The organism is Corynebacterium nuruki S6-4, assembly GCF_007970465.1.
Taxonomy (GTDB): domain Bacteria; phylum Actinomycetota; class Actinomycetes; order Mycobacteriales; family Mycobacteriaceae; genus Corynebacterium; species Corynebacterium nuruki.
Genome location: NZ_CP042429.1, coordinates 1,549,025 through 1,569,920 on the forward strand (window position 1 = coordinate 1,549,025; position 20,896 = coordinate 1,569,920).

Annotated in this window: 15 protein-coding genes and 4 tRNA genes; 2 read left to right on the top strand and 17 right to left on the bottom strand. The window is 68.5% G+C overall.

Annotated elements, in window-relative coordinates; genetic code table 11:
- Nucleotides 1–89: 89 nt before the first annotated feature.
- The 6 genes from FSW06_RS06995 to rplJ form a co-directional block, all read right to left on the bottom strand.
- Nucleotides 90–422 (bottom strand): hypothetical protein, encoded by a 333-nt coding sequence (locus FSW06_RS06995; RefSeq protein ID WP_010120804.1) that lies wholly within the window; start codon nucleotides 420–422, stop codon nucleotides 90–92.
- A gap of 127 nt (nucleotides 423–549) precedes the next feature.
- Nucleotides 550–4,518, bottom strand: coding sequence for a DNA-directed RNA polymerase subunit beta' (locus tag FSW06_RS07000; RefSeq protein WP_010120806.1), 3,969 nt, complete (start codon nucleotides 4,516–4,518; stop codon nucleotides 550–552).
- Between the two features lie 90 nt (nucleotides 4,519–4,608).
- Entirely contained in the window at nucleotides 4,609–8,118 is a 3,510-nt protein-coding gene (gene rpoB, locus FSW06_RS07005) for a DNA-directed RNA polymerase subunit beta (RefSeq protein WP_010120808.1), read from the bottom strand.
- Between the two features lie 329 nt (nucleotides 8,119–8,447).
- Nucleotides 8,448–9,644, bottom strand: coding sequence for a PorA family protein (locus tag FSW06_RS07010; RefSeq protein WP_158005219.1), 1,197 nt, complete (start codon nucleotides 9,642–9,644; stop codon nucleotides 8,448–8,450).
- A 117-nt stretch (nucleotides 9,645–9,761) separates the two neighbouring features.
- Entirely contained in the window at nucleotides 9,762–10,142 is a 381-nt protein-coding gene (rplL, locus tag FSW06_RS07015; RefSeq protein WP_010120811.1) for a 50S ribosomal protein L7/L12, read from the bottom strand.
- Nucleotides 10,143–10,187: 45 nt separating this feature from the next.
- Complete coding sequence (rplJ, locus tag FSW06_RS07020) at nucleotides 10,188–10,706, bottom strand: 50S ribosomal protein L10 (protein WP_010120813.1); 519 nt, start codon at nucleotides 10,704–10,706, stop codon at nucleotides 10,188–10,190.
- Nucleotides 10,707–11,065: 359 nt separating this feature from the next.
- On the opposite strand from rplJ, the gene FSW06_RS07025 reads away from it, so the two are divergent.
- A complete protein-coding gene (locus FSW06_RS07025; protein ID WP_010120815.1) occupies nucleotides 11,066–12,019 on the top strand; it encodes an esterase/lipase family protein in 954 nt (317 codons plus the stop codon).
- 132 nt (nucleotides 12,020–12,151) lie between these two features.
- Here the strand turns inward: FSW06_RS07025 and rplA are convergent, their stop codons facing one another.
- The 9 genes from rplA to FSW06_RS07070 all read right to left on the bottom strand — a co-directional run bounded on the left by rplA (nucleotide 12,152) and on the right by FSW06_RS07070 (nucleotide 17,556).
- Entirely contained in the window at nucleotides 12,152–12,856 is a 705-nt protein-coding gene (rplA, locus tag FSW06_RS07030; protein WP_010120817.1) for a 50S ribosomal protein L1, read from the bottom strand.
- Between the two features lie 144 nt (nucleotides 12,857–13,000).
- A complete protein-coding gene (gene rplK / locus FSW06_RS07035; RefSeq protein ID WP_010120819.1) occupies nucleotides 13,001–13,441 on the bottom strand; it encodes a 50S ribosomal protein L11 in 441 nt (146 codons plus the stop codon).
- A gap of 173 nt (nucleotides 13,442–13,614) precedes the next feature.
- Nucleotides 13,615–14,439, bottom strand: a complete 825-nt coding sequence (nusG, locus tag FSW06_RS07040) for a transcription termination/antitermination protein NusG (protein ID WP_010120820.1) — start codon at nucleotides 14,437–14,439, stop codon at nucleotides 13,615–13,617.
- Between the two features lie 106 nt (nucleotides 14,440–14,545).
- On the bottom strand, nucleotides 14,546–14,872 hold the full coding sequence (secE, locus tag FSW06_RS07045) for a preprotein translocase subunit SecE (RefSeq protein WP_010120822.1): 327 nt from the start codon (nucleotides 14,870–14,872) through the stop codon (nucleotides 14,546–14,548).
- A gap of 79 nt (nucleotides 14,873–14,951) precedes the next feature.
- Nucleotides 14,952–15,024 (bottom strand) — tRNA-Trp (locus FSW06_RS07050).
- 414 nt (nucleotides 15,025–15,438) lie between these two features.
- Nucleotides 15,439–15,512: transfer RNA gene (locus FSW06_RS07055), tRNA-Met, on the bottom strand.
- A 56-nt stretch (nucleotides 15,513–15,568) separates the two neighbouring features.
- Nucleotides 15,569–15,641: transfer RNA gene (locus tag FSW06_RS07060), tRNA-Thr, on the bottom strand.
- A 612-nt stretch (nucleotides 15,642–16,253) separates the two neighbouring features.
- Nucleotides 16,254–16,338, bottom strand: a tRNA-Tyr gene (locus FSW06_RS07065).
- 207 nt (nucleotides 16,339–16,545) lie between these two features.
- The gene (locus tag FSW06_RS07070; protein ID WP_010120823.1) at nucleotides 16,546–17,556 is read right to left on the bottom strand and encodes a polyprenyl synthetase family protein; all 1,011 of its coding nucleotides are present in this window, start codon (nucleotides 17,554–17,556) and stop codon (nucleotides 16,546–16,548) included.
- A gap of 103 nt (nucleotides 17,557–17,659) precedes the next feature.
- Here FSW06_RS07070 and FSW06_RS07075 point away from each other — a divergent pair, with 103 nt between their 5' ends.
- Complete coding sequence (locus FSW06_RS07075) at nucleotides 17,660–19,003, top strand: geranylgeranyl reductase family protein (RefSeq protein ID WP_146881320.1); 1,344 nt, start codon at nucleotides 17,660–17,662, stop codon at nucleotides 19,001–19,003.
- Between the two features lie 34 nt (nucleotides 19,004–19,037).
- On the opposite strand, the gene FSW06_RS07080 is transcribed toward FSW06_RS07075, so the two are convergent.
- Nucleotides 19,038–19,730 (bottom strand): demethylmenaquinone methyltransferase, encoded by a 693-nt coding sequence (locus FSW06_RS07080; protein ID WP_010120824.1) that lies wholly within the window; start codon nucleotides 19,728–19,730, stop codon nucleotides 19,038–19,040.
- Between the two features lies 1 nt (nucleotide 19,731).
- Nucleotides 19,732–20,874 (bottom strand): glycosyltransferase family 4 protein, encoded by a 1,143-nt coding sequence (locus tag FSW06_RS07085; RefSeq protein ID WP_010120825.1) that lies wholly within the window; start codon nucleotides 20,872–20,874, stop codon nucleotides 19,732–19,734.
- Nucleotides 20,875–20,896: the final 22 nt, after the last annotated feature.

A 20,896-nucleotide genomic window follows, 5' to 3' on the forward strand; every position in this document is an offset into this window, starting at 1 on the left:
CGGGGTAAAGTTCATCCTGCGCACTTTCGTTGGCGACCCAGGGGTCGCATGGTCTCTCGACCACCGGATGCGTCCTGATACGGGGACTGTTACCGGACACTACCCGACACGCCGCCCGGAACCAAATCCTTGACGTGCCGTTCCAGGGCCCTGACGAGCGCGGCGATCTGCGCGGACGTGTGCCCCGCCATGACCGTCACCCGCAGGATCGCGGCACCGCGCGGCACCGTCGCACAGCCCCGCCCGTCCGCACCGACGGTGCCGATACCGTAGGCGTCGTCGATGACGAGCAGCGCACCGGCACGGTCACCGAGTTCCCGGAGCCGGGCCGATGCCGTCGATGATGCCGGCGTGGTTGCCCGGGTCCGAGAAAACGGTGAGCCGTCCTGCGAGGTGGTCCCGGAACGTCGGAACCTGAACACTGTTCGTGTCTGCGCCGTACCGGACCGTCGCAGACACGACGACGCCCGGCGTGCGCGGGAAACCGGGCCGGACGTTCACACATCCGGGCCGGTCCCTGCGCACGCCGGGCGTGCGGGGCAGTGGACCTTACAGGTCCATGTCGTCGAGCGGCACGGCCGCGCCGGTGAACTCGCCGTACGAGTCGTCCCCGTAGAAGCCGTCACCGAAGCTGCTGGGCAGCTGGTAGGCGGCGGCGCGGGCCTCCTCGGTGGGCTCCACCGAGATGTTGCGGTACCGCGAGATACCGGTGCCGGCCGGGATCAGCTTACCGATGATCACGTTCTCCTTGAGGCCGATGAGCTTGTCGGAGCGCTTGTTGATCGCGGCGTCCGTCAGCACACGGGTCGTCTCCTGGAAGGAGGCGGCCGACAGCCAGGAATCCGTGGCCAGCGAGGCCTTGGTGATACCCATGATCTCGGCACGCACCTCCACCGGACGACCACCGTTGCGCACGGCCTCCTTGGAGGCGGCTACCGCATCGGCGTGGTCGACGAGGGAACCCGGCAGGTACTCGGTCGACCCGGAGTCGATGACGGTCACGCGGCGCAGCATCTGGCGCACGATGATCTCGATGTGCTTGTCGTGGATGGCCACACCCTGGTCGCGGTAGACCTTCTGCACCTCGTTGATGAGGTGGATCTGGACGCCACGACGACCCAGGACGCGGAGCACCTCGTGCGGGTCCGCAGCGCCCTTGAGCAGCTGCTGGCCGGTCGAGACGTGATCGCCGTCGCGCAGCTGACGCTCGAAGCCGTCGGTGGTGACCAGTGCGAGACCCTGCCGCTTCGACAGCTTCTCGTACACGACCTCGTCGGAGCCGTCGTCGGGGATGATGTACAGCGTGTAGAACGCGTCATCGTCCTCGATACGGATCTTGCCCTCGACGGAGGCGATCGGGGCCTTCGCCTTCGGGACGCGGGCCTCGAACAGCTCCTGGACACGCGGCAGACCACCGGTGATGTCGCCACCGACACCACCCTGGTGGAACGTACGCATGGTCAGCTGGGTACCGGGCTCACCGATCGACTGGGCGGCGACGATGCCGACGGCCTCGCCGATGTCCACCTTCTTGCCGGTGGCCATGGAACGGCCGTAGCAGGTGGCGCACACGCCGGTGGCGGTGGTGCAGGTCATCACGGAGCGGACCTTCACCTCCGGGACGCCGGCGGCGACGAGACGGTCGATCTCCGGGTCACCGAGGTCGATACCGGCCTCGATGAGCACGTTGCCCTCCGGGTCCACGGCGTCCGCGGCCAGGAAGCGGCCCTGGACGGCGGTCTCGACGAACTCCGCACGGCGGAACTTGCCGGTCGGCGCGCCGGCCGCGTCGAGGACGGGCTCGGACAGCGGCATGACGACACCGGCGCGGGTACCGCAGTCGTCCTCGCGGACGATGACGTCCTGGGCGACGTCGACCAGACGACGGGTCAGGTAACCCGAGTCGGCGGTACGCAGGGCCGTGTCGGCCAGACCCTTACGGGAACCGTGGGAGTTGTTGAAGTACTCCAGCACGGACAGGCCCTCACGGAAGGAGGTCTTGATCGGGCGGGTGATGTAGTCACCACGCGAGTTCGTGACCATGCCCTTCATACCGGCCAGCGTCCAGATCTGACGCATGTTGCCGGCCGCGCCCGATTTCACGATCATCGGGATCGGGTTGTCGTCCGGGTACAGCTTCTCGACGGACTCACCGACGAAGTCGGTGGCTTCCTTCCACAGGTCCACCAGGGAGTTGTAGCGCTCCGTGGCGTTGATCTTGCCGCGGGCCATCTTCTTCTCGATGACGCGGGCACGCTGCTCGTACCGGTCCAGGATCTCCTTCTTGTTCGGGAGAACGAGGACGTCGTCCATCGTGATCGTCACGCCCGAGCGGGTCGCCCAGTAGAAGCCGGCTTCCTTCAGCTTGTCCACCGTCTGCGCGACGGTGATCATCGGGTAGTTCGCGGCCAGGTCGTTGATGATCTTGGCCTGCGGCTTCTTCGCCATCACGCCGTCGACGAAGTGGTAGTTCCACGGCAGCAGCTCGTTGAAGAGCACGCGGCCCAGCGTGGTGTGCGCCAGCCAGGTCTGGCCCTTCTGCCAGCCGTCGGGGAACTGCTCGGCCTCGATCTCGGCGGTCGGCCGCAGGTGGTTGATCCGCACCTTGATCGGGGCCTGCAGACCCAGGACGCCGCGGTCGCGGGCCATGATGGCCTCGGCCAGCGACGAGTACACGCCCTTCTCCGGACCGTTCTCGTCGGCCGGGGTGTAGCGGCCCTGACCACCGATCTCGTCGGGGCCCTTCGGCATGGTCAGGAAGTACAGACCGGTCACCATGTCCAGACGCGGCATGGCCAGCGGCTTACCGGAGGCCGGGGACAGGATGTTGTTCGAGGCGAGCATGAGGATGCGGGCCTCGGCCTGCGCCTCGTCCGACAGCGGCAGGTGGACGGCCATCTGGTCACCGTCGAAGTCGGCGTTGAAGGCCTCACACGCCAGCGGGTGCAGCTGGATGGCCTTGCCCTCGACGAGGATCGGCTCGAAGGCCTGGATGCCGAGGCGGTGCAGGGTAGGTGCACGGTTCAGCATCACGGGGTGCTCGGAGATCGCGTCCTCGAGCACGTCCCACACCTCGGGGCGCTGGCGCTCCACCATCCGCTTGGCGGACTTGATGTTCTGGGCGTACTGCTTGTCGACCAGACGCTTCATGACGAACGGCTTGAACAGCTCGAGCGCCATCTGCTTCGGCAGACCGCACTGGTGCAGCTTCAGCTGCGGGCCGACGATGATCACGGAACGACCGGAGTAGTCCACGCGCTTACCGAGCAGGTTCTGGCGGAAGCGGCCCTGCTTGCCCTTGAGCAGGTCGGACAGGGACTTCAGCGGGCGGTTGCCCGGACCGGTGACCGGACGGCCACGGCGACCGTTGTCGAACAGCGCGTCCACCGACTCCTGCAGCATGCGCTTCTCGTTGTTCACGATGATCTCGGGGGCGCCGAGGTCGAGCATGCGCTTGAGGCGGTTGTTGCGGTTGATCACACGACGGTAGAGGTCGTTGAGGTCGGAGGTCGCGAAACGGCCACCGTCGAGCTGCACCATCGGACGCAGCTCCGGCGGGATCACCGGGACGGCGTCCAGCACCATGCCGGCCGGGTCGTTGCCCGAGCGGAGGAACGCGGCGACGACCTTCAGGCGCTTGAGGGCGCGCAGCTTCTTCTGGCCCTTGCCGTCGCGGATGGTCTCGCGCAGGGACTCGGCCTCGGCCTCGAGGTCGAAGGAGCGGATGAGCGTCTGGATGGCCTCCGCGCCCATGCCGCCGGTGAAGTAGTCCTCGTAGCGGTCGACGAGCTCGTTGTAGATGCCCTCGTCGGCGATCATCTGCTTCGGGGCGAGCTTGACGAAGGTGTTCCAGATCTCGTCGAGGCGCTCGACCTCGCGCTCGGCGCGCTCGCGGATGTGGCGCATCTCGCGCTCCGCGGAGGTCTGCACCTTGCGCTTGGCGTCGGCCTTGGCGCCGGCGGCCTCGAGCTCGGCGAGATCGCCCTCGAGCTTCTCGGAGCGCTCCTGCAGCTCCGCGTCGCGGTCGTTCTCCACCTCCTTCTTCTCCAGCAGCATCTCGGCCTCGAGGGTGGACTGGTCGTTGTGACGACCCTCCTCATCCACCGAGGTGATGATGTTCGCGGCGAAGTAGATGATCTTCTCGAGATCCTTCGGCGCCAGATCCAGCAGGTAGCCGAGGCGCGACGGGACGCCCTTGAAGTACCAGATGTGGGTGACCGGGGCGGCCAGCTCGATGTGGCCCATCCGCTCACGGCGGACCTTCGACTTGGTCACCTCGACGCCGCAGCGCTCACAGATGATGCCCTTGTAGCGGACCCGCTTGTACTTGCCGCAGGCACACTCCCAGTCCCGGGTCGGGCCGAAGATGCGCTCGCAGAACAGGCCGTCCTTCTCGGGCTTCAGGGTGCGGTAGTTGATGGTCTCAGGCTTCTTGACCTCGCCGTGGGACCACCGACGGATGTCGTCGGCGGTGGCGAGACCGATGCGGAGCTCGTCAAAGAAGTTGACGTCCAGCACGTGGACTCCCTTTCCCCTCCGCCAGTGCGGAGGGTGGTAGTGCGGTGAAATTGGGTCAGTGTCGTCAGTGTCTGGGTGGTTCTACCGTGCCTAGACCACGTCGCTGTCTGCGTCCGGACGCTCGTCGCGGGACAGGTTGATGCCCAGGGCGGCGTTGGCGTGGTCGAGCTCGTCGTCGTCCGTCGAGCTCAGTTCCATCGGCGTGCCGTCGGCGGCGAGGACCTCGACGTTGAGGCAGAGCGACTGCAGCTCCTTGAGGAGAACCTTGAAGGACTCGGGGATGCCCGGGTCCGGGATGTTCTCGCCCTTCACGATGGCCTCGTACACCTTCACACGGCCGACCACGTCGTCCGACTTGATGGTGAGCAGCTCCTGCAGGGTGTAGGCGGCGCCGTAGGCCTGCATGGCCCACACCTCCATCTCACCGAAGCGCTGGCCACCGAACTGTGCCTTACCACCGAGCGGCTGCTGGGTGATCATGGAGTACGGACCGGTGGACCGGGCGTGGATCTTCTCGTCGACGAGGTGGTGCAGCTTCAGCATGTACTTGTAGCCGACCGAGACCGGGTACGGGAAGGGCTCGCCGGAACGACCGTCGATGAGCACCGCCTTGCCGTGCTCGTCGATCATCTGCTCACCGTCGGCGTTCGCGTTGACCGACTGGATGAGACCCGAGATCTCCTCGTTCTCGGCACCGTCGAACACCGGGGTGGCGACCAGGGACTCGGCGGGGACGTCGTAGAGGTCCTCCGGCAGGGTCTCCAGCATGGCCTTGACCTTCGGGTCGTCGGAGTCCGTGTCGACGTGCCAGCCGTACTTGGCGAGCCAGCCGAGGTGGGTCTCGAGGACCTGACCGATGTTCATACGGCGCGGGACGCCGTGGGTGTTCAGGATGAAGTCGACCGGGGTGCCGTCCGGCAGGAAGGGCATGTCCTCCTGCGGCAGGATCTTGCCCACGACACCCTTGTTGCCGTGGCGGCCGGCCATCTTGTCGCCGTCCTGGATCTTGCGCTTCTGGGCGACGTAGACGCGGACCATCTGGTTGACGCCGGGCGCCAGGTCGTCATCGTCCTCGCGGGAGAACACGCGGACGCCGATGACCTTGCCGGTCTCACCGTGGGGCACCTTCATGGAGGTGTCGCGGACCTCGCGGGCCTTCTCGCCGAAGATGGCGCGCAGCAGTCGCTCCTCCGGGGTCAGCTCGGTCTCGCCCTTCGGGGTGACCTTGCCGACCAGGACGTCGCCGTCGCGGACGTCGGCGCCGATGCGGATGATGCCGCGGTCGTCCAGGTCGGCGAGCACGTCGTCACCGACGTTCGGGATGTCCCGGGTGATCTCCTCCGGGCCGAGCTTGGTGTCGCGCGCGTCGATCTCGTGCTCCTCGATGTGGATCGAGGTGAGGAGGTCCTCCTCGACGACGCGCTGGTTGAGGATGATCGCGTCCTCGTAGTTGTGGCCCTCCCACGGCATGAAGGCGACCAGCAGGTTGCGGCCGAGCGACATCTCGCCGTTGTGGGTACCGGGACCGTCGGCGATGGCCTGGCCGGCCTCGACACGCTGTCCCTGGTCGACCAGCGGGGTCTGGTTGTAGCAGGTGCCCTGGTTCGTGCGCTCGAACTTGCGCAGGACGTAGGTGTCACGGACACCGTCGTCGTCCATGACCGTGATGTAGTCCGCGGACACGGACTCGATCACACCGGCCTTCGGGGTGATGATGACGTCGCCGGCGTCGTAGGCGGAGCGCAGCTCCATACCGGTGCCGACGTACGGGGCCTCGGCGCGCAGCAGCGGCACAGCCTGCTTCTGCATGTTCGCACCCATGAGGGCACGGTTCGCGTCGTCGTGCTCGAGGAACGGGATCATGGCGGTACCCACGGAGACCATCTGCCGGGGGGACACGTCCATGTAGTCGACCTGGGCGGCCGGGACCATCTCGACGTCGCCGCCACCCAGCCGGACCTCGATCTGGTCGTCGGTGAACAGACCGTCCTCGCCGACCTCGGTCTTCGCCTGGGCGATGATGTGGCGGTCCTCCTCGTCCGCGGTGAGGTAGTCCACCTGGTCGGTGGGCCGGCAGTCCTCGACACGGCGGTACGGGGTCTCGATGAAACCGAACGGGTTGACCCGTGCGTAGGTCGAGAGGTTACCGATCAGGCCGATGTTCGGGCCCTCAGGAGTCTCGATCGGGCACATGCGGCCGTAGTGGGAGGCGTGGACGTCGCGGACCTCGAGGCCGGCGCGCTCACGGGACAGACCACCCGGGCCCAGGGCGGACAGACGACGCTTGTGGGTCAGACCCGACAGCGAGTTGTTCTGGTCCATGAACTGGGACAGCTGGGAGGTGCCGAAGAACTCGCGGATGGCCGCGGAGACCGGGCGGACGTTGATCAGCGAGGTCGGGGTGATCGACTCGGCGTCCTGCGTGGTCATGCGCTCACGCACGACACGCTCCATACGGGACAGGCCGACCCGGATCTGGTTCTGGATCAGCTCGCCGACCGTACGCAGGCGACGGTTGCCGAAGTGGTCGATGTCGTCGGTGCCCAGCGGGATCTCGGTGCCGTCCGGGGACGTCATCGTCCGCTCGTTGGCGTGGAGGCGCACCAGGTACTCGATGGTGGTGAGCATGTCCTGCTCGGTCAGCGTCATCGTCGTCGAGGCCTCGTCGAGGCCGAGCTTGCGGTTGACCTTGTACCGGCCGACCTTCGCCAGATCGTAACGCTTCGGCTTGAAGAAGCTGTTCTCCAGCAGTGCCTGCGCCGAGTCGCGGGTCGGCGACTCGCCCGGCCGCTGCTTGCGGTAGATCTCGAGGAGGGCCTCGTCGGTGTTGGCGACGCCGTCCTTCTCCAGCGTGCTCATCATGATCTCGGAGAAGCCGAAGCGCTCCGTGATCTCCTCGCTGGTCAGACCGAGGGCCTTGAGCAGCACGGTGACCGGCTGACGCCGCTTGCGGTCGATGCGGACACCGACCGTGTCCCGCTTGTCGACGTCGAACTCCAGCCACGCACCGCGCGACGGGATCACCTTGACGGCGTGGAGCGGACGCTCGGTGGAGGCGTCGATGGACTCCTCGAAGTACACGCCCGGGGAGCGGACCAGCTGAGACACCACGACACGCTCGGTGCCGTTGATGATGAACGTGCCCTTGTCGGTCATCATCGGGAAATCACCGATGAAGACGGTCTGGCTCTTGATCTCGCCGGACAGGGCGTTGGTGAACTCCGCGGTCACGTAGAGCGGCGCGGAGTAGTTGATGTCCTTGTCCTTGCACTCGTCGATCGTGTTCTTCACGTCGTCGAAGCGCGGCTCGGACAGGGTCAGGGACATGTTCTCGGAGTAGTCCTCGACAGGGGACAGCTCCTCGAGGATCTCTTCGAGACCGGAGGTGATACGTACACCTTCCCCGGCCTCCGCCTGCTGGCGGGCACGCCACTCCGGCGTGCCGACGAGCCAGGCGAAAGAGTCTCGCTGAACGTCGAGAAGACCGGGAATATCCATCGGCGCATCGATCTTCGCGAACGAATAACGATGCGATGCACCGGGGATTCCGGCCGTGGAACTGGTCTGGCGGGAGACTGCCAAGATGGGTCCTTCCAGCACCTCACGTGTCTGTCCGGCGGGACAGTCACGGTTGCTTGAGCGTACGGTCTGTGATGGTCTGTGACGGATGACGTGTCCGGTGGGTGGCGACGGCCCAGGGCCCGGACTCCGGGCCCAGGAAACAGTTAATAGACCTTGTCAAGTGGTGTTTTCATCGAGCATCACCTGTCAAGGTCGTCGTGTTCGCCGCAGCGCCACCAGATAGTCATCCAGCGCAAAAGACGATCGTATATCACTTGCCCCCCGATGTCCACCCCGGAGCACACTCCTCCCCCGGACGCGGTGAACGGCGACGACGGGGACCTCCCCGGCCCTGTCCTGCCCGGTACTCAGTCCCGGTGACGGGCCTTCCGGCCCCGCCCCGTTCTCCGGGACGCCTTCGCGGGCCGGCCGCCACCGGACGCCGCCGGCTTCAGCGCGATCACCGCGGAACCGAGTGCCACGATAGCACCCGCGACCGCCAGCGCAACTCCCCAGGTCCGGGAGGGCCGGTCCTTCCCCTGGTCCGCCGCCGTCGTCAGCAGCCCGGCGACCTCGTCGTCCGGGGTCTGGCCGTGGAAGTCCTGCAGCAGTGCGCTCTCGGCCCCGTCGGGACCCGCGTAGTAGTCGTGCAGGTCCTCCCGCAGGCCCACGATGAGACCGCTCGAGGGCTCCACGGTGATCTCCCGGGAGCCGCTGCGCTGCAGCGTCGCCTGGCGTCCGTCCGGCAGCGGACTGGTCAGGCGGTAGAAGTACGGGTTGGCCTGCAGCACCGGCTCGGCCTCGAAGTTCTGCCGGTAGACGTTCACCCGGTGACCGTCGATCTCGGCGGTCCGGTCGAAGTCGGCGGGGAGGTCCCGGCGCAGCAGACTGTCGAAGAACGGGTAGGTCCGTTCACCGGCGTTCCGCGGGAAGGCCACCCACTGCCCCGGCACCTCCGCCCCGGTGGCGGGGCTGCCGAGCCGGTCGCTGACCTTGACGTCACCGGTCGCCACCGCATCGTGGCGGTCCAGCTGCATCGACCAGACCGCGGCGTCCAGCAGGGCACCCTGGTCGTCGGTGGGGGCATTGTCGCCCTCGCCGGTCGTCACCCGGTCGTTGCGGACCGAGGTCACCCCGACCGTGGCGGCGACCCCGTCGTCGTCGACCGGCTCCCCGAGGGTGAGCGCCCAGGTCTTCGTCACCGGTGCCTTCACCGGCTCCGGCGGCGGCGGAGGGTCGTTCCGGTGCTCATCGCCGTGCTCGTCGGCGGGCTCGTCACCGTGCTCGTCGGCGGGCTTGTCACCGTCTCCCTCCGGCGGTTCCCCGTGGTCCTCCCCCTCCGGCGCCGGGGCGTCCCCGGGAGCAGGCGCGGGTGCAGGAGCCGGCGGCTCATATGCGGCGCCGAGCGTCGACTCCGGATCGGTGACCGTCAGCTGGGTCCCCGACAACGACATCGGCAGGGGGCGTTCCGGGTCCACGACCCGTGGCAGCAGGAGACCCGCCACCAGCAGGATGCACCCCACCCCCAGGGCGAACACGGCGGACACACGGGACTTCGGGAGCATGGGGAACATCGTAGCTGCTACGGTCCCCCGCACACAGAAAACCCCCGGTCCCGCAGCATGCTGCAGGGATCCGAGGGTTCCGGGCACTCCGGCGACCTGACGGTCGCGGGGTCGGTCCTACTTGAGGGTGACCTTGGCGCCGGCCTCTTCGAGCTTGGCCTTGGCAGCCTCGGCGTCGTCCTTGGACGCACCCTCGAGGATCGCCTTCGGGGCGGACTCGACGAGGTCCTTGGCCTCCTTGAGGCCCAGGCCGGAGACGATCTCGCGGACAACCTTGATCACGCCGATCTTCTTGGCGCCGGCGTCGTCGAGCACGACGTCGAACTCGTCCTTCTCCTCGGCGGCCTCAGCGGCGGGGCCGGCGGCGACGGCGACGGCGGCCGGGGCGGCGGCGGTGACGTCGAAGGTGTCCTCGAACAGCTTCACGAACTCGGAGAGCTCGAGAAGAGTCATCTCCTTGAAGGCCTCGATGAGCTCATCGTTGGTGTACTTAGCCATGGTGGCGTCCTTTCGGTAGAAAGTGTGTGTTGTGGGACCCGCGGATTACGCGGCGTCCTTCTTCTCCTGCAGCGCAGCCAAGAGGCGCGCCACCTGGGATGCCGGTGCGTTGAACAGCTGAGCGGCCTTGGTGAGGGAGCCCTGCAGGGCGCCCGCCAGCTTGGCCAGCGTGGTCTCGCGGTTGTCCAGCTCGGCAATTGCCTCAACCTCGGCGGCGGACAGCACAGTGCCGTCCATGTTGCCGCCCTTGATCACGAGATTCTGGTGATCGCCGGCGAACTTCTTGAGCGCCTTGGCGGCGTCCACGGCCTCTCCGCGCACGAAGGCGACGGCGGTCGGTCCGGTCAGCAGGTCATCCGCGATCTCGACGCCGGCCTGCTTGGCGGCCAGCTTGATCATGGTGTTCTTGGCGACGGAGTAGGTCACGTCGGAACCCAGTGCGGTACGCAGCTCGGTGGTCTCGGCGACGGTCAGACCGCGGTACTCGGTGAGCAGCGCGGTACCGGCCTGCTCGAAACGGCTGGTGAGCTCCGCCACAGCGGCGGTGTTCTTCGGGTTTGCCATACTCTCGCCTCCTTCCTGGTGTCTGTCAGTGGTACGACAGCCGGTCCCGGAAGATCCCCCACATGCGGGACGCCCCGTGCGGCAAGGCACGGGGCGTCTCGGGGCGCTCTGCGGCCCCTCCCTCGGGAGGACGCCGTGGCGCTCGTGAGCTTTACCCTGTTCCCCTGCGCGGGTCGCCACCACAGCAGTGGTGGTCCTTCGACACCCCGGGGATCTCTCCCCGGCGGTGATGACCGACGGTCTACGGTGAAACTTGAAAAGCAATCAAACTTCGGTGGGTACTGTAACCCGCCGGGGTGCCGGCAGCCAAATCGCGGTTTCGGACCCCGCACCGGGGACCGTGGTTTACGGTGATTTCCGTGACTGCACAACATCCCGAGCACAACCATTTCCTCACCGCGTTCCTGTCGTCGCAGCGCCACCCCCGGCGCATGCCCGCCGGGGTGAACGACTGGGAGACCCCGCTGCCCGACAGCGGTCCCGGCTCCGTTCCCGTCGTGCTCGTCCACGGCACCTGGATGAACAGCTACTGCACCTGGTCACTGCTCGCCCCCACGCTCGCCGCCGCGGGCTACCGGGTGTTCGCCTTCAACTACGGGCAGGACCGCTCCTGCTTCCTCGGCCGCCGCCCCGCCTGCTACGGCAACGCCGCCCTCGTCGACGCCCAGCCCGAGGTCGCCGCCTTCATCGACCGGGTCCTCGCCACCACCGGCGCGGACCGGGTGGACCTGGTCGGACACTCCCAGGGTGTGGCGCAGGCCCGCCTCTACCTCACCGACTCGGGCGGCGCCGGCGACCCGGCGACCGGGACACCGCCCCGGGTCCGCCGTCTCATCGGCATCGCCGGCTCGAACCACGGCACCACGGCCTCCGGTATCGGGACGCTCGGCAGGTGGATGAAGAAGAAGGGCTGGTACGGGCCGACCCGCGCGCTGCTCGGCCGGGCCGCCGAGGACCAGATGGTCGGCTCCGAGGCCATGGCGCACGTCAACCGCGACGGGGACACCGTCCCCGGGGTGGACTACACCATGATCTGCTCGCGCTACGACGAGATCGTCACCCCGTGGCGTACCCAGGAGCTCACCGCCGGGGAGGGTGCCACCGTCGCCAACATCCTGGTCCAGGAGCACGGCAACCGCTACGACTTCAGCGAGCACCTCGCCCTGCTCTACTCCCCGCGCGCCGTCGATCTCGTCCTCGAGGCCCTGCACCACGGCGCCGCCGGCGACTACCGTGCCGCGACGCCGCATGTCCGCGGTACCGTCCTGCCACTGTGGGGCGGCGTCCGGACGCCGCGGCGGGTGGGTGCCTGACACCGGCCCCGGGCCGCTGTACGCAGAACGCGACGTGGGGTCGGTCCGGACAGTGCCGGACCGACCCCACGTCGCGTGATGCCGACGGTCGGGACCGTCGGTCAGCATGAACTCGGTGAGTTCACCGGGGAACTACTCCGCGAAGTTCTTCTCCACGGACGGGTCGACCTGGATGCCCGGGCCGGTGGTCGTGGAGACGGTGGCCTTCTTGATGTAGATGCCCTTGGACGCGGACGGCTTCAGGCGCAGGAGCTCCTCGACGAGCGCGCCGTAGTTCTCGGCGAGCTGCTTGTCGGTGAAGGAGGCCTTGCCGATGATGGCGTGCAGGTTCGCAGCCTTGTCGACGCGGAAGGAGATCTTGCCGCCCTTGATCTCCTGCACAGCCTTGGCCACGTCGGTGGTGACGGTGCCGGTCTTCGGGTTCGGCATGAGACCGCGCGGGCCCAGGACGCGGGCGACGCGGCCGACCTTGGCCATCTGGTCCGGGGTGGCGATCGCGGCGTCGAAGTCGGTCCAGCCGCCCTGGATCTTCTCGATCAGCTCGGCGGTACCGACGGCGTCGGCCCCGGCCTCCTCGGCGGCGGTGGCGTTCGGGCCCTCGGCGAAGACGATGACGCGCACGGTCTTACCGGTGCCGTTCGGCAGGGAGACGGTGCCGCGGACCAGCTGGTCAGCCTTGCGCGGGTCGACACCCAGGCGCAGGACGACGTCGACGGTCGCGTCGAAGTTCTTGGAGGAGGTCTCCTTGGCCAGCTTGACTGCCTCGAGGGGCGAGTACTGGTGGTCGGCGACGATCTTCTCGGCCGCGGCGCGGTAGGCCTTGGACTTGGTGCTCATTGGTGTTCCTATCTCAATGTGACGGAATGTGGTCGACGGGCCGGAGCGGGCCCTGCCACAGTAGAAACCCGGGACCCGGTGCGGGTCCCGGCGTCCCCCCGGTCAGTCAGCACCGGCCGGGCGGTGCAGATCAGGACGGGCTGATCAGGCGGGGGCGCCGGTGACGGTGATGCCCATGGAGCGGGCGGTGCCGGCGATGATGCGGGCGCCGTTCTCCAGGTCGCGGGCGTTGATGTCCTCGAACTTGGTCTGGGCGATCTCCTTGCACTGCGCCCAGGTGACCTCGCCGACCTTCTCGGTGTGCGGGGTGCCGGAGCCCTTCTGGATCCCGGCGGCCTTGAGCAGCAGCTTGGCGGCCGGCGGGGTCTTCAGCTTGAAGTCGAAGCTGCGGTCCTCGTAGACGGTGATCTCGACCGGCACGACGTTGCCGCGCTGGGACTCGGTCGCCGCGTTGTAGGCCTTGCAGAACTCCATGATGTTGACGCCGTGCGCACCGAGCGCCGGGCCGACCGGCGGGGCCGGGTTCGCGGCGCCAGCCTCGATCTGGAGCTTGATGAGGCCGGTGACCTTCTTCTTCTTTGCCATGGGTGTACCTCTTCACGTGATATCAGGCCGGTTGCCCCGCTGGCACGGGGCAGGCCTGACCGGATGCCGGGATCAGTGACCGGCGACCGGGTGGGGAAATGTTCATGTGCTCCGCGGTAGGGCCACTGACCTGCGAAAGTCCGGGTCGGACCGTGCAGAGCACCGGAGAAATCCTAGTTGAGCTTCTCGACCTGGTCAAACTCGAGCTCGACCGGGGTCTCGCGACCGAAGATCGAGACCAGGGCCTTGAGCTTGCTGTTCGCCGCATCGATCTCGGAGATCGTCGCGGAGACCGAGGCAAACGGACCCGACAGGACGGTGACGGACTCGCCGACCTCGTAGTCGACCTCGACCTGGTTCGCGGACGCCGACGGCGCCATCGCGACACCGGTGTCGCTGACATCGACACCCGCGGCCGAATCGGCGGCCTCCGGGTTCTCCGGGGCGGACGCGCTCTCCGGCGGCAGCAGGAACTTCGCGACCTCACGGATCTTCACCGGGGTCGGCTCGCCGGCGTTGCCGACGAACGAGGTGACGCCCGGCGTATCGCGGATGACCGACCAGGACGGGTCGTCGAGCTCGACACGCACCAGGACATAGCCCGGCAGCAGCTTCTGCTTGACGATCTTGCGCTTGCCGTCCTTGAGCTGGGTGACCTCCTCGATCGGGACGACCACCTCGTGGATCTGCTGGTCCACGCCGAGGGTCTGGGCGCGCATCTCCAGGTTGGTCTTCACCTTGTTCTCGTAACCCGAGTAGCACTGGATGATGTACCACTTGCCGGGCAGCTTCTTCAGTGCCCGCATGAACTCGCGCAGCCGGGTCTTGTAGGCCTCGAGCGCGATCTCCTCCGGCGTCTTCTGCGCCTCGGCGGCGTCCGCGTCGAGCGATCCGGCGGCGTGCAGCTCGCTGACGGTCTGCTGGACATCCTCCTGCGCGGCGGCCGCCAGGCCCTCCGCCGTGGTCGCGGCGACGTCGGTCGTGTTCTCGTCACTCATCGTTGTTCCTCTCCCGGGTCGCGGGCGGGACCGGCAGATCCCGCATTAAAAATCCGCCTCGCCGTGAGGCGGAGGCGGAAACGTTATACCCGGGATGCTACCACGGTCAGACGCCGAAGATGAACTCCACGCCCTTGCCGGTCAGGACATCCACACCGGCGCACAGCGCGGTGACGATGATGAGGAACACCAGCGTGACGGCGGTGTAGGTCACCATCTCGCGACCGGTCGGCCAGATGACCTTCTTCACCTCGGTGCCGACGGACTTCGGGTACGCGAGGACGCCGCCACGGTGCTCCTTGCCGTCCGGCCCGTTCACACGGGTGGCGGCGGAGACCCTGGCGGTCTTGGTGGTGGTGCCGTCAACATCCCCCAGCTGACGCTTACCCGACGGCTGCAGCCGGCCGTTCTCGGTGCTCTTGCGCTCACTCACGTGTCGAATGCTCCTCGGGTCGCTTCTCCCCCGGGTTCGGGGACCGTGTGACACGGTACCCGCAACCGGGAGGGTGTTGCAGGGGCGACAGGACTTGAACCTGCAACCTGCGGTTTTGGAGACCGCTGCTCTGCCAATTGAGCCACGCCCCTTCGCGCTGCACCTGGTGTCCGGAACAGTTTCCGGACGGTACTCCGCGGGTGCGCCCACATCCGTGGACAGCACGCGAAACTCTAGCAGCCTCGGACCCCGGCGGCAAAACCGTATGGTCAGCGGCTGGGCGACGGGGCGTCCTGACGGCGGTGCCGGGCGGTGCCGAACCATGATTCCTCGCTGAGCATCACACCGGTCCCCTCCGCGGGCGCAGGCTGATCCGTGAACTCGAGCACGGACGGCCCCACGACAGTCCCGGCCCGGAATCCCTGCTCGACTTCACGGATCAGAGCGGGCCGTCAGCCCACGGACCGCAGCGGCCCGTCGTCGCCGTTGCGGACCGTACCCCGTCCCGCGACCCCCGGACAGCAGAAGACCCCGCGACCGGAAGCCGGTCGCGGGGTCTGTTTCTGTAGCGATGCGGAGGATCGAACTCCGGACCTCACGATTATGAGTCGTGCGCTCTAACCATCTGAGCTACACCGCCAGAGTCACTCCGACGACTGGTGCCGGTATCCCCGAACTGCGCCAGAAAATGACGTGAGCCCCCTAACAGAATCGAACTGTTGACCTTTTCCTTACCATGGAAACGCTCTACCGACTGAGCTAAGGGGGCGTGCTCGTTACATCAGGCCGGATAAACCTCTCGGTATCTCCGTGCCGTTCGCTCGAAGCCTCGGATAGCATAACCAGGACGCCGCGCATTTCACAACTCTGCAGGTCATGGCACATTTACTGGACTGACGGACACTCCCCTGCGGGCCGGCACCGTCGACGTGCCGGACCCGGGACCCGCCCGGGCAGTGGCGGCCGTATCCCCGACTCTGCGCCGACAATTCGCCGTGGCCGTGGCAACGGAATGGCGGAATGTCGGCGCATCCTCCGGACGCCCCTCTCCGGACGCCGCTTTGCAGACTCCACCTTGCGGACGCAGCATCCCGCCACTGCAGTGGAGCCGTGGTGCCCCGGGTTGACACGAGTTGACCCGGTTCCGTCGTTTCCGGGGGACTGAATCGTCCGATTCGGGTCAGCTCGGGACACCGAGGACGTGCCGCACAACCGGCGTGGGATGTTGGGGCGCGGGGTGTGGGGCGCGGGGTGTGGGGTGTGGGACGTTGGGGCGCGGGGTGTGGGGACGCGCGGACAAGCGGCGAACCCCGGGAGACAGCCCCCGCACAGACGAAAACACCCGGCGAGTGTCTCCACTCTCCGGGTGTTCCGCACCTCATGGTGCCAGGTAAAGGATTCGAACCTTTGAAGGCAATGCCGGCGGATTTACAGTCCGCTCCCTTTGGCCGCTCGGGCAACCTGGCGTGCGCCTCAGGCGCGACCGAAACTCTACTACGCACCCCACCTGACAGTACAAATCGCCAGGTCACAGCCGTGGAATTCGCCGACGGCGGGCGGGGTGGGCGACTGCCCCGGGCTGCCCGAGCCGACGGCGGGCGGGGTGTGCGACTGCCCCGGGGCTGCCCCGGTCGACGGTGTGGGACGGCGGGTCGGAGAACCCGGCCCGGCCGCTACCCCAGCCGGGCGAGCGCGTAGTTCATGAGACCACGCAGCGCCTCGGTCGCCTCCCCGGCGGGGAGCGTCGCCAACTCATCCTCGGCGAGGGTGCGGTAGTGGTCGACGTCCTGCAGCGCGGCGTCCCGACCGCCGGAGGCACGCACCAGACCGAGAACCTCGTCGACCAGGGCGTCCTCCGTGACCGGCCCGGTGAGGACCTCACGCAGGCGTGCACCGCCCTCGGTCTCCTCCTGCATCGCGCGCAGCACCGGCAGGGTGAACACGCCCTCGCGCAGGTCGGTGCCGGGCGTCTTGCCGGACTCCTCCGGGTCCGACCAGATGTCGATGATGTCGTCGACGATCTGGAAGACCTGGCCGAGGTGGCGTCCGAACCGGAACAGGGCACCCCGCTGCGCCTCGGTGGCCCCGCCGTGCAGGGCGCCGAGGAAGCCGGCGGAGGCGATGAGCACACCGGTCTTCTCCTGGATGACCTTCATGTAGTACTCGACGGGGTCCTCGTCCGGCCCGCAGCCGATGGTCTCCCGCATCTGTCCGGTGACGAGTTCACCGAAGGTGTCGGCGAAGTGGCGGACCGTGTCGGTCCCCAGGTCGGCCATGAGGCGGGAGGCGACGGCGAAGATGTAGTCGCCGGCGAGAATGGCGACCGAATTGTCCCACCGGGCGTTCGCACTCTCGGCGCCGCGACGGCGGTCCGCCTCATCCATGACATCGTCGTGGTAGAGGGTGGCGAGGTGGGTCAGTTCGACGACGACGGCGCCGCTGATGACGTCATCGGACATGGCACGGTCGCCGTACTGGGAGGCGATGAGGGCGAACATCGGGCGGAACCGCTTGCCGCCGGCCTTCGCCAGGTGGCTGACCTTGTCGGTGAGGAAACTCTCCCCGACAGACAGTGAGCTCCGCAGTTCGGCCTCGACACGCTCCATACCGTCCTGGATCATGCCGGTGAACTCGGCACTTCCCAGATCCAGCCCTGTGCGCTCCCCGGAGTTAGTGCTTGCCATGTATGTCCCGTAGCCTCTGTCCGTCGTCAAGTTCCTCGTCTACGCCCGATACCTTAGACCAGCATTCCCGCGCCCACCTAGCCCGTGGGACAATGGCCGGGCGATGAACAACTCCTCCCCCGCCCCGTCACAGTCACCGTCGCCGGCCCCGCTGCCCGACCGGTGCGAGGTTCTGGTGGTCGGCGCCGGTCCCGCCGGGGCCGCCACCGCCCGGGCCGCCGCCCTCGCCGGCCACGATGTGCTGCTGGTCGACATGCAGGATTTCCCCCGTGACAAGACCTGCGGCGACGGCCTCACCCCCCGCGCGGTCCACGCCCTGTCCCGGGCGGGCGCCCTCGACCTGCTCGACGGCCGGCCGACCCTCGGCGGGCTGGCGCTCCACGGGTTCGGTGGCTCGGTCCACGCCCCGTGGCCTGACCACGGTGCCTTCCCCACCCGCGGCACCGCGATCCCCCGCACCACGCTGGACGCCGCCCTGCGCGACCGGGCCCTGGCCGCCGGGGCCCGTGGCGCCACCGGGTGGAAGGCCGTCAGCGTGCAGCTGGGGGACGCCGCGGCGTCCGGCACCCCGGTGGAGTCCGTGACCTTCCGGGCCGGCCACGGCGCACGGCAGACCACGCGGACCGTGGCGTGCCGGTTCCTCGTCCTCGCCGAGGGGGTGCGCAGCGGTATCGCCCGGCAGCTCGGTGTGCAGTGGCTGCGCGGGCTGGTCCACGGGGTGGCCGCCCGGTCCTACTGCACCACTCCGTTCGGTGCCGACCCGTGGATCCACTCCCACCTGGAACTGCGGGACGCCGACGGGGTGGCCCAGCCCGGCTACGGCTGGATCTTCCCGCTCGGCGACGGGGTGAACCTGGGCTGCGGGGCACTGTCCACCACCCGCCACCCGGCGAAGGTCAACGTGAAGAAACTGCTGGTCTCCTACGCCGACGACCAGCGCGACAGCTGGCAGCTCGGCACCCCGGAGCGGGTCACCTCCGCACTGCTGCCGATGGGCGGGGCGGTCAGCCGGGTCGCCGGGGTGAACTGGGCCGCGGTCGGCGACACGGCCGCGCTGGTCAACCCGCTCAACGGTGAGGGCATCGACTATGCGCTGGAATCCGGCCTCGATCTCGCCGCCCTGCTGCCGGACGCCGCCCGGTCCCCCCGGGGTCTCGCGGACGTCTGGCCGGCGCACCTGCGGGAACGCTACGGGGACGCCTTCTCCCTCGCCCGCCGGCTGGCCACCCTGCTGACGATGCCGGGGCTGCTCGCAGCGGTCGGGCCGCTGGGGTTGCGTGGTCCGCTGGCCCCGCAGGTGATGGGGGCTGCGGCCCGGCTGATGGGCAATCTCGTCACCCCGGAGGACCGCGATCTCACGGCACGGGTGTGGCTGGGGGCGGGGAAGCTGTCGGTGGGCCATGACAGGTTCTGGCATCCGGAGAGCCGCCCGCTGTTCGGCCGGTAGCGCGGCCCGGCCGGCCCCGGCCTGCCCCGGCCCGCTAGGCCAGCGGCTTGGTGGCGCTGTGCAGCGCGGTGATGCCGAAGGTGAGGTTCTGCCAGCCGGCACCCTCCCACCCGTTGGCCTCGATGATCCCGGCGAGTTCCTCCTGGTCGGGCCAGGCGCGGATCGACTCGGCGAGGTAGACGTAGGCCTCCGCGTTGGAGGACACCACCTTCGCCACCGCGGGCAGCGCCCGCATGAGGTACTCCTTGTAGACCGTGGCGAACACCGGCACGACCGGCGTGGAGAACTCGCAGACGGCGAGCTTGCCGCCCGGCTTCGTCACCCGGGCCATCTCCCGCAGGCCGGCGGCCGGGTCGACGATGTTGCGCAGTCCGAAGCTGATGGTCACCGCGTCGAAGGTGTTGTCCGGGAACGGCAGCTGCATGCCGTCGCCGCAGACCATCGGCAGGTTGCGGTCCCGGCCCGCGGCGAGCATGCCCTGTGAGAAGTCGCAGGCGACGCACCAGGCACCGGACTCGGCGAGCTGCTCGGTGGAGACCCCCGTCCCTGCGGCGAGGTCGAGGACGACATCGCCGGGGGCGAGGTCGAGTCGACGGCGGGTGCGTTTCCGCCACAGGGCGTCCTGCCCGAAGGAGAGGACCGTGTTGGTCAGGTCGTAGTTCTTGCCGACGGCGTCGAACATCCGCGCGACGTCGTGGGGATCCTTGTCCAGGCTGGCTCGTGACACATCAGGTCATCCTAGCCGCTTCCCGGTAATACCCCACCAGCTGGGCGCACAGCGCCGGCCAGGTGCGTGCCAGCACACTCTCGCGGGCCCGCCGCCGCAGTTCCGCGTGGGACGCCGGGTCCCCGGTGCACAGCAGCTCGTCGACCGCCGCCGGCAGGTCACGGCCGAAGGACGCCACGGGCAGCAGCCGGCCGGTGACGTGGTCGGTGACCAGGTCCAGCGGCCCGCCGGCCGCCGGGGCCACGGCCGGTACCCCGGAGGCCAGCGCCTCCTGCAGCGCCTGGCAGAAGGTCTCGAACTCCCCGGTGTGGACGAACACGTCCAGGCTCGCCACCGCCGCGGCGAGATCGTCGCCGTGGAGTTCGCCGGTGAACACCGCGTCCGGCAGCAGTCGTTCGAGGCGTCCCCGCTGTGGACCGTCACCGACGACCACGACCTGCAGGTCGCGGCGGTCGGCGAGGGCGGCGAGGCGGTGCACGGACTTCTCCGCCGCGAGCCGGCCGACATAGCCGACGACCGGGCGGCCGGTGCCACCGGTCCAGCGGGCCCGCAGTGCGGCGTCCCGCCGGGCCGGACTGAAGTGTTCCGCGCGCACCCCGCGCGCCCACCGGCGTACATTGCGCACCCCGTGCCGCTCCAGTTCCGCCGCCGTCGCCGACGAGGGGGCCAGGGTCATCGCCGCCGGATTGTGGATCGAGCGCACCACCTGCCACGCCGCACCGGTCAGCGGGGCGAGGTGGTAGCCGGCGGCGAAGCCCGGCACGTCGGTCTGGTACACCGCGACGTACGGGACGCCGGCCCGGCGCGCCGCCGCCGCACCACCACCGCCGAGGACGAAGGGGCTGGCGAGATGCACGACATCGGGCCGGTAGGCGCGCACCACCCGGAACAGTCGCCGGGTCGGCAGCCCCAGCGGCAGTGAGTTCACCACCGGGATCTCCACGGCGGGCACCCGGACCACCGGGAAGCCGGCGTAGCTACGGCATTCCGGCAGGCCGCGGCGACGGTCCGACCGGCTGCGCGCCGGTGCGACGACCAGGGCCTCGTGACCGTTCTCCCGCAGGTGTTCGAGCACCCGGAGCACCGAGTTGACCACACCGTTGACCACCGGGAGGAAACTCTCCGCGACGATCAGGACGCGCATGCCGGAACCCCCGTCACCGACA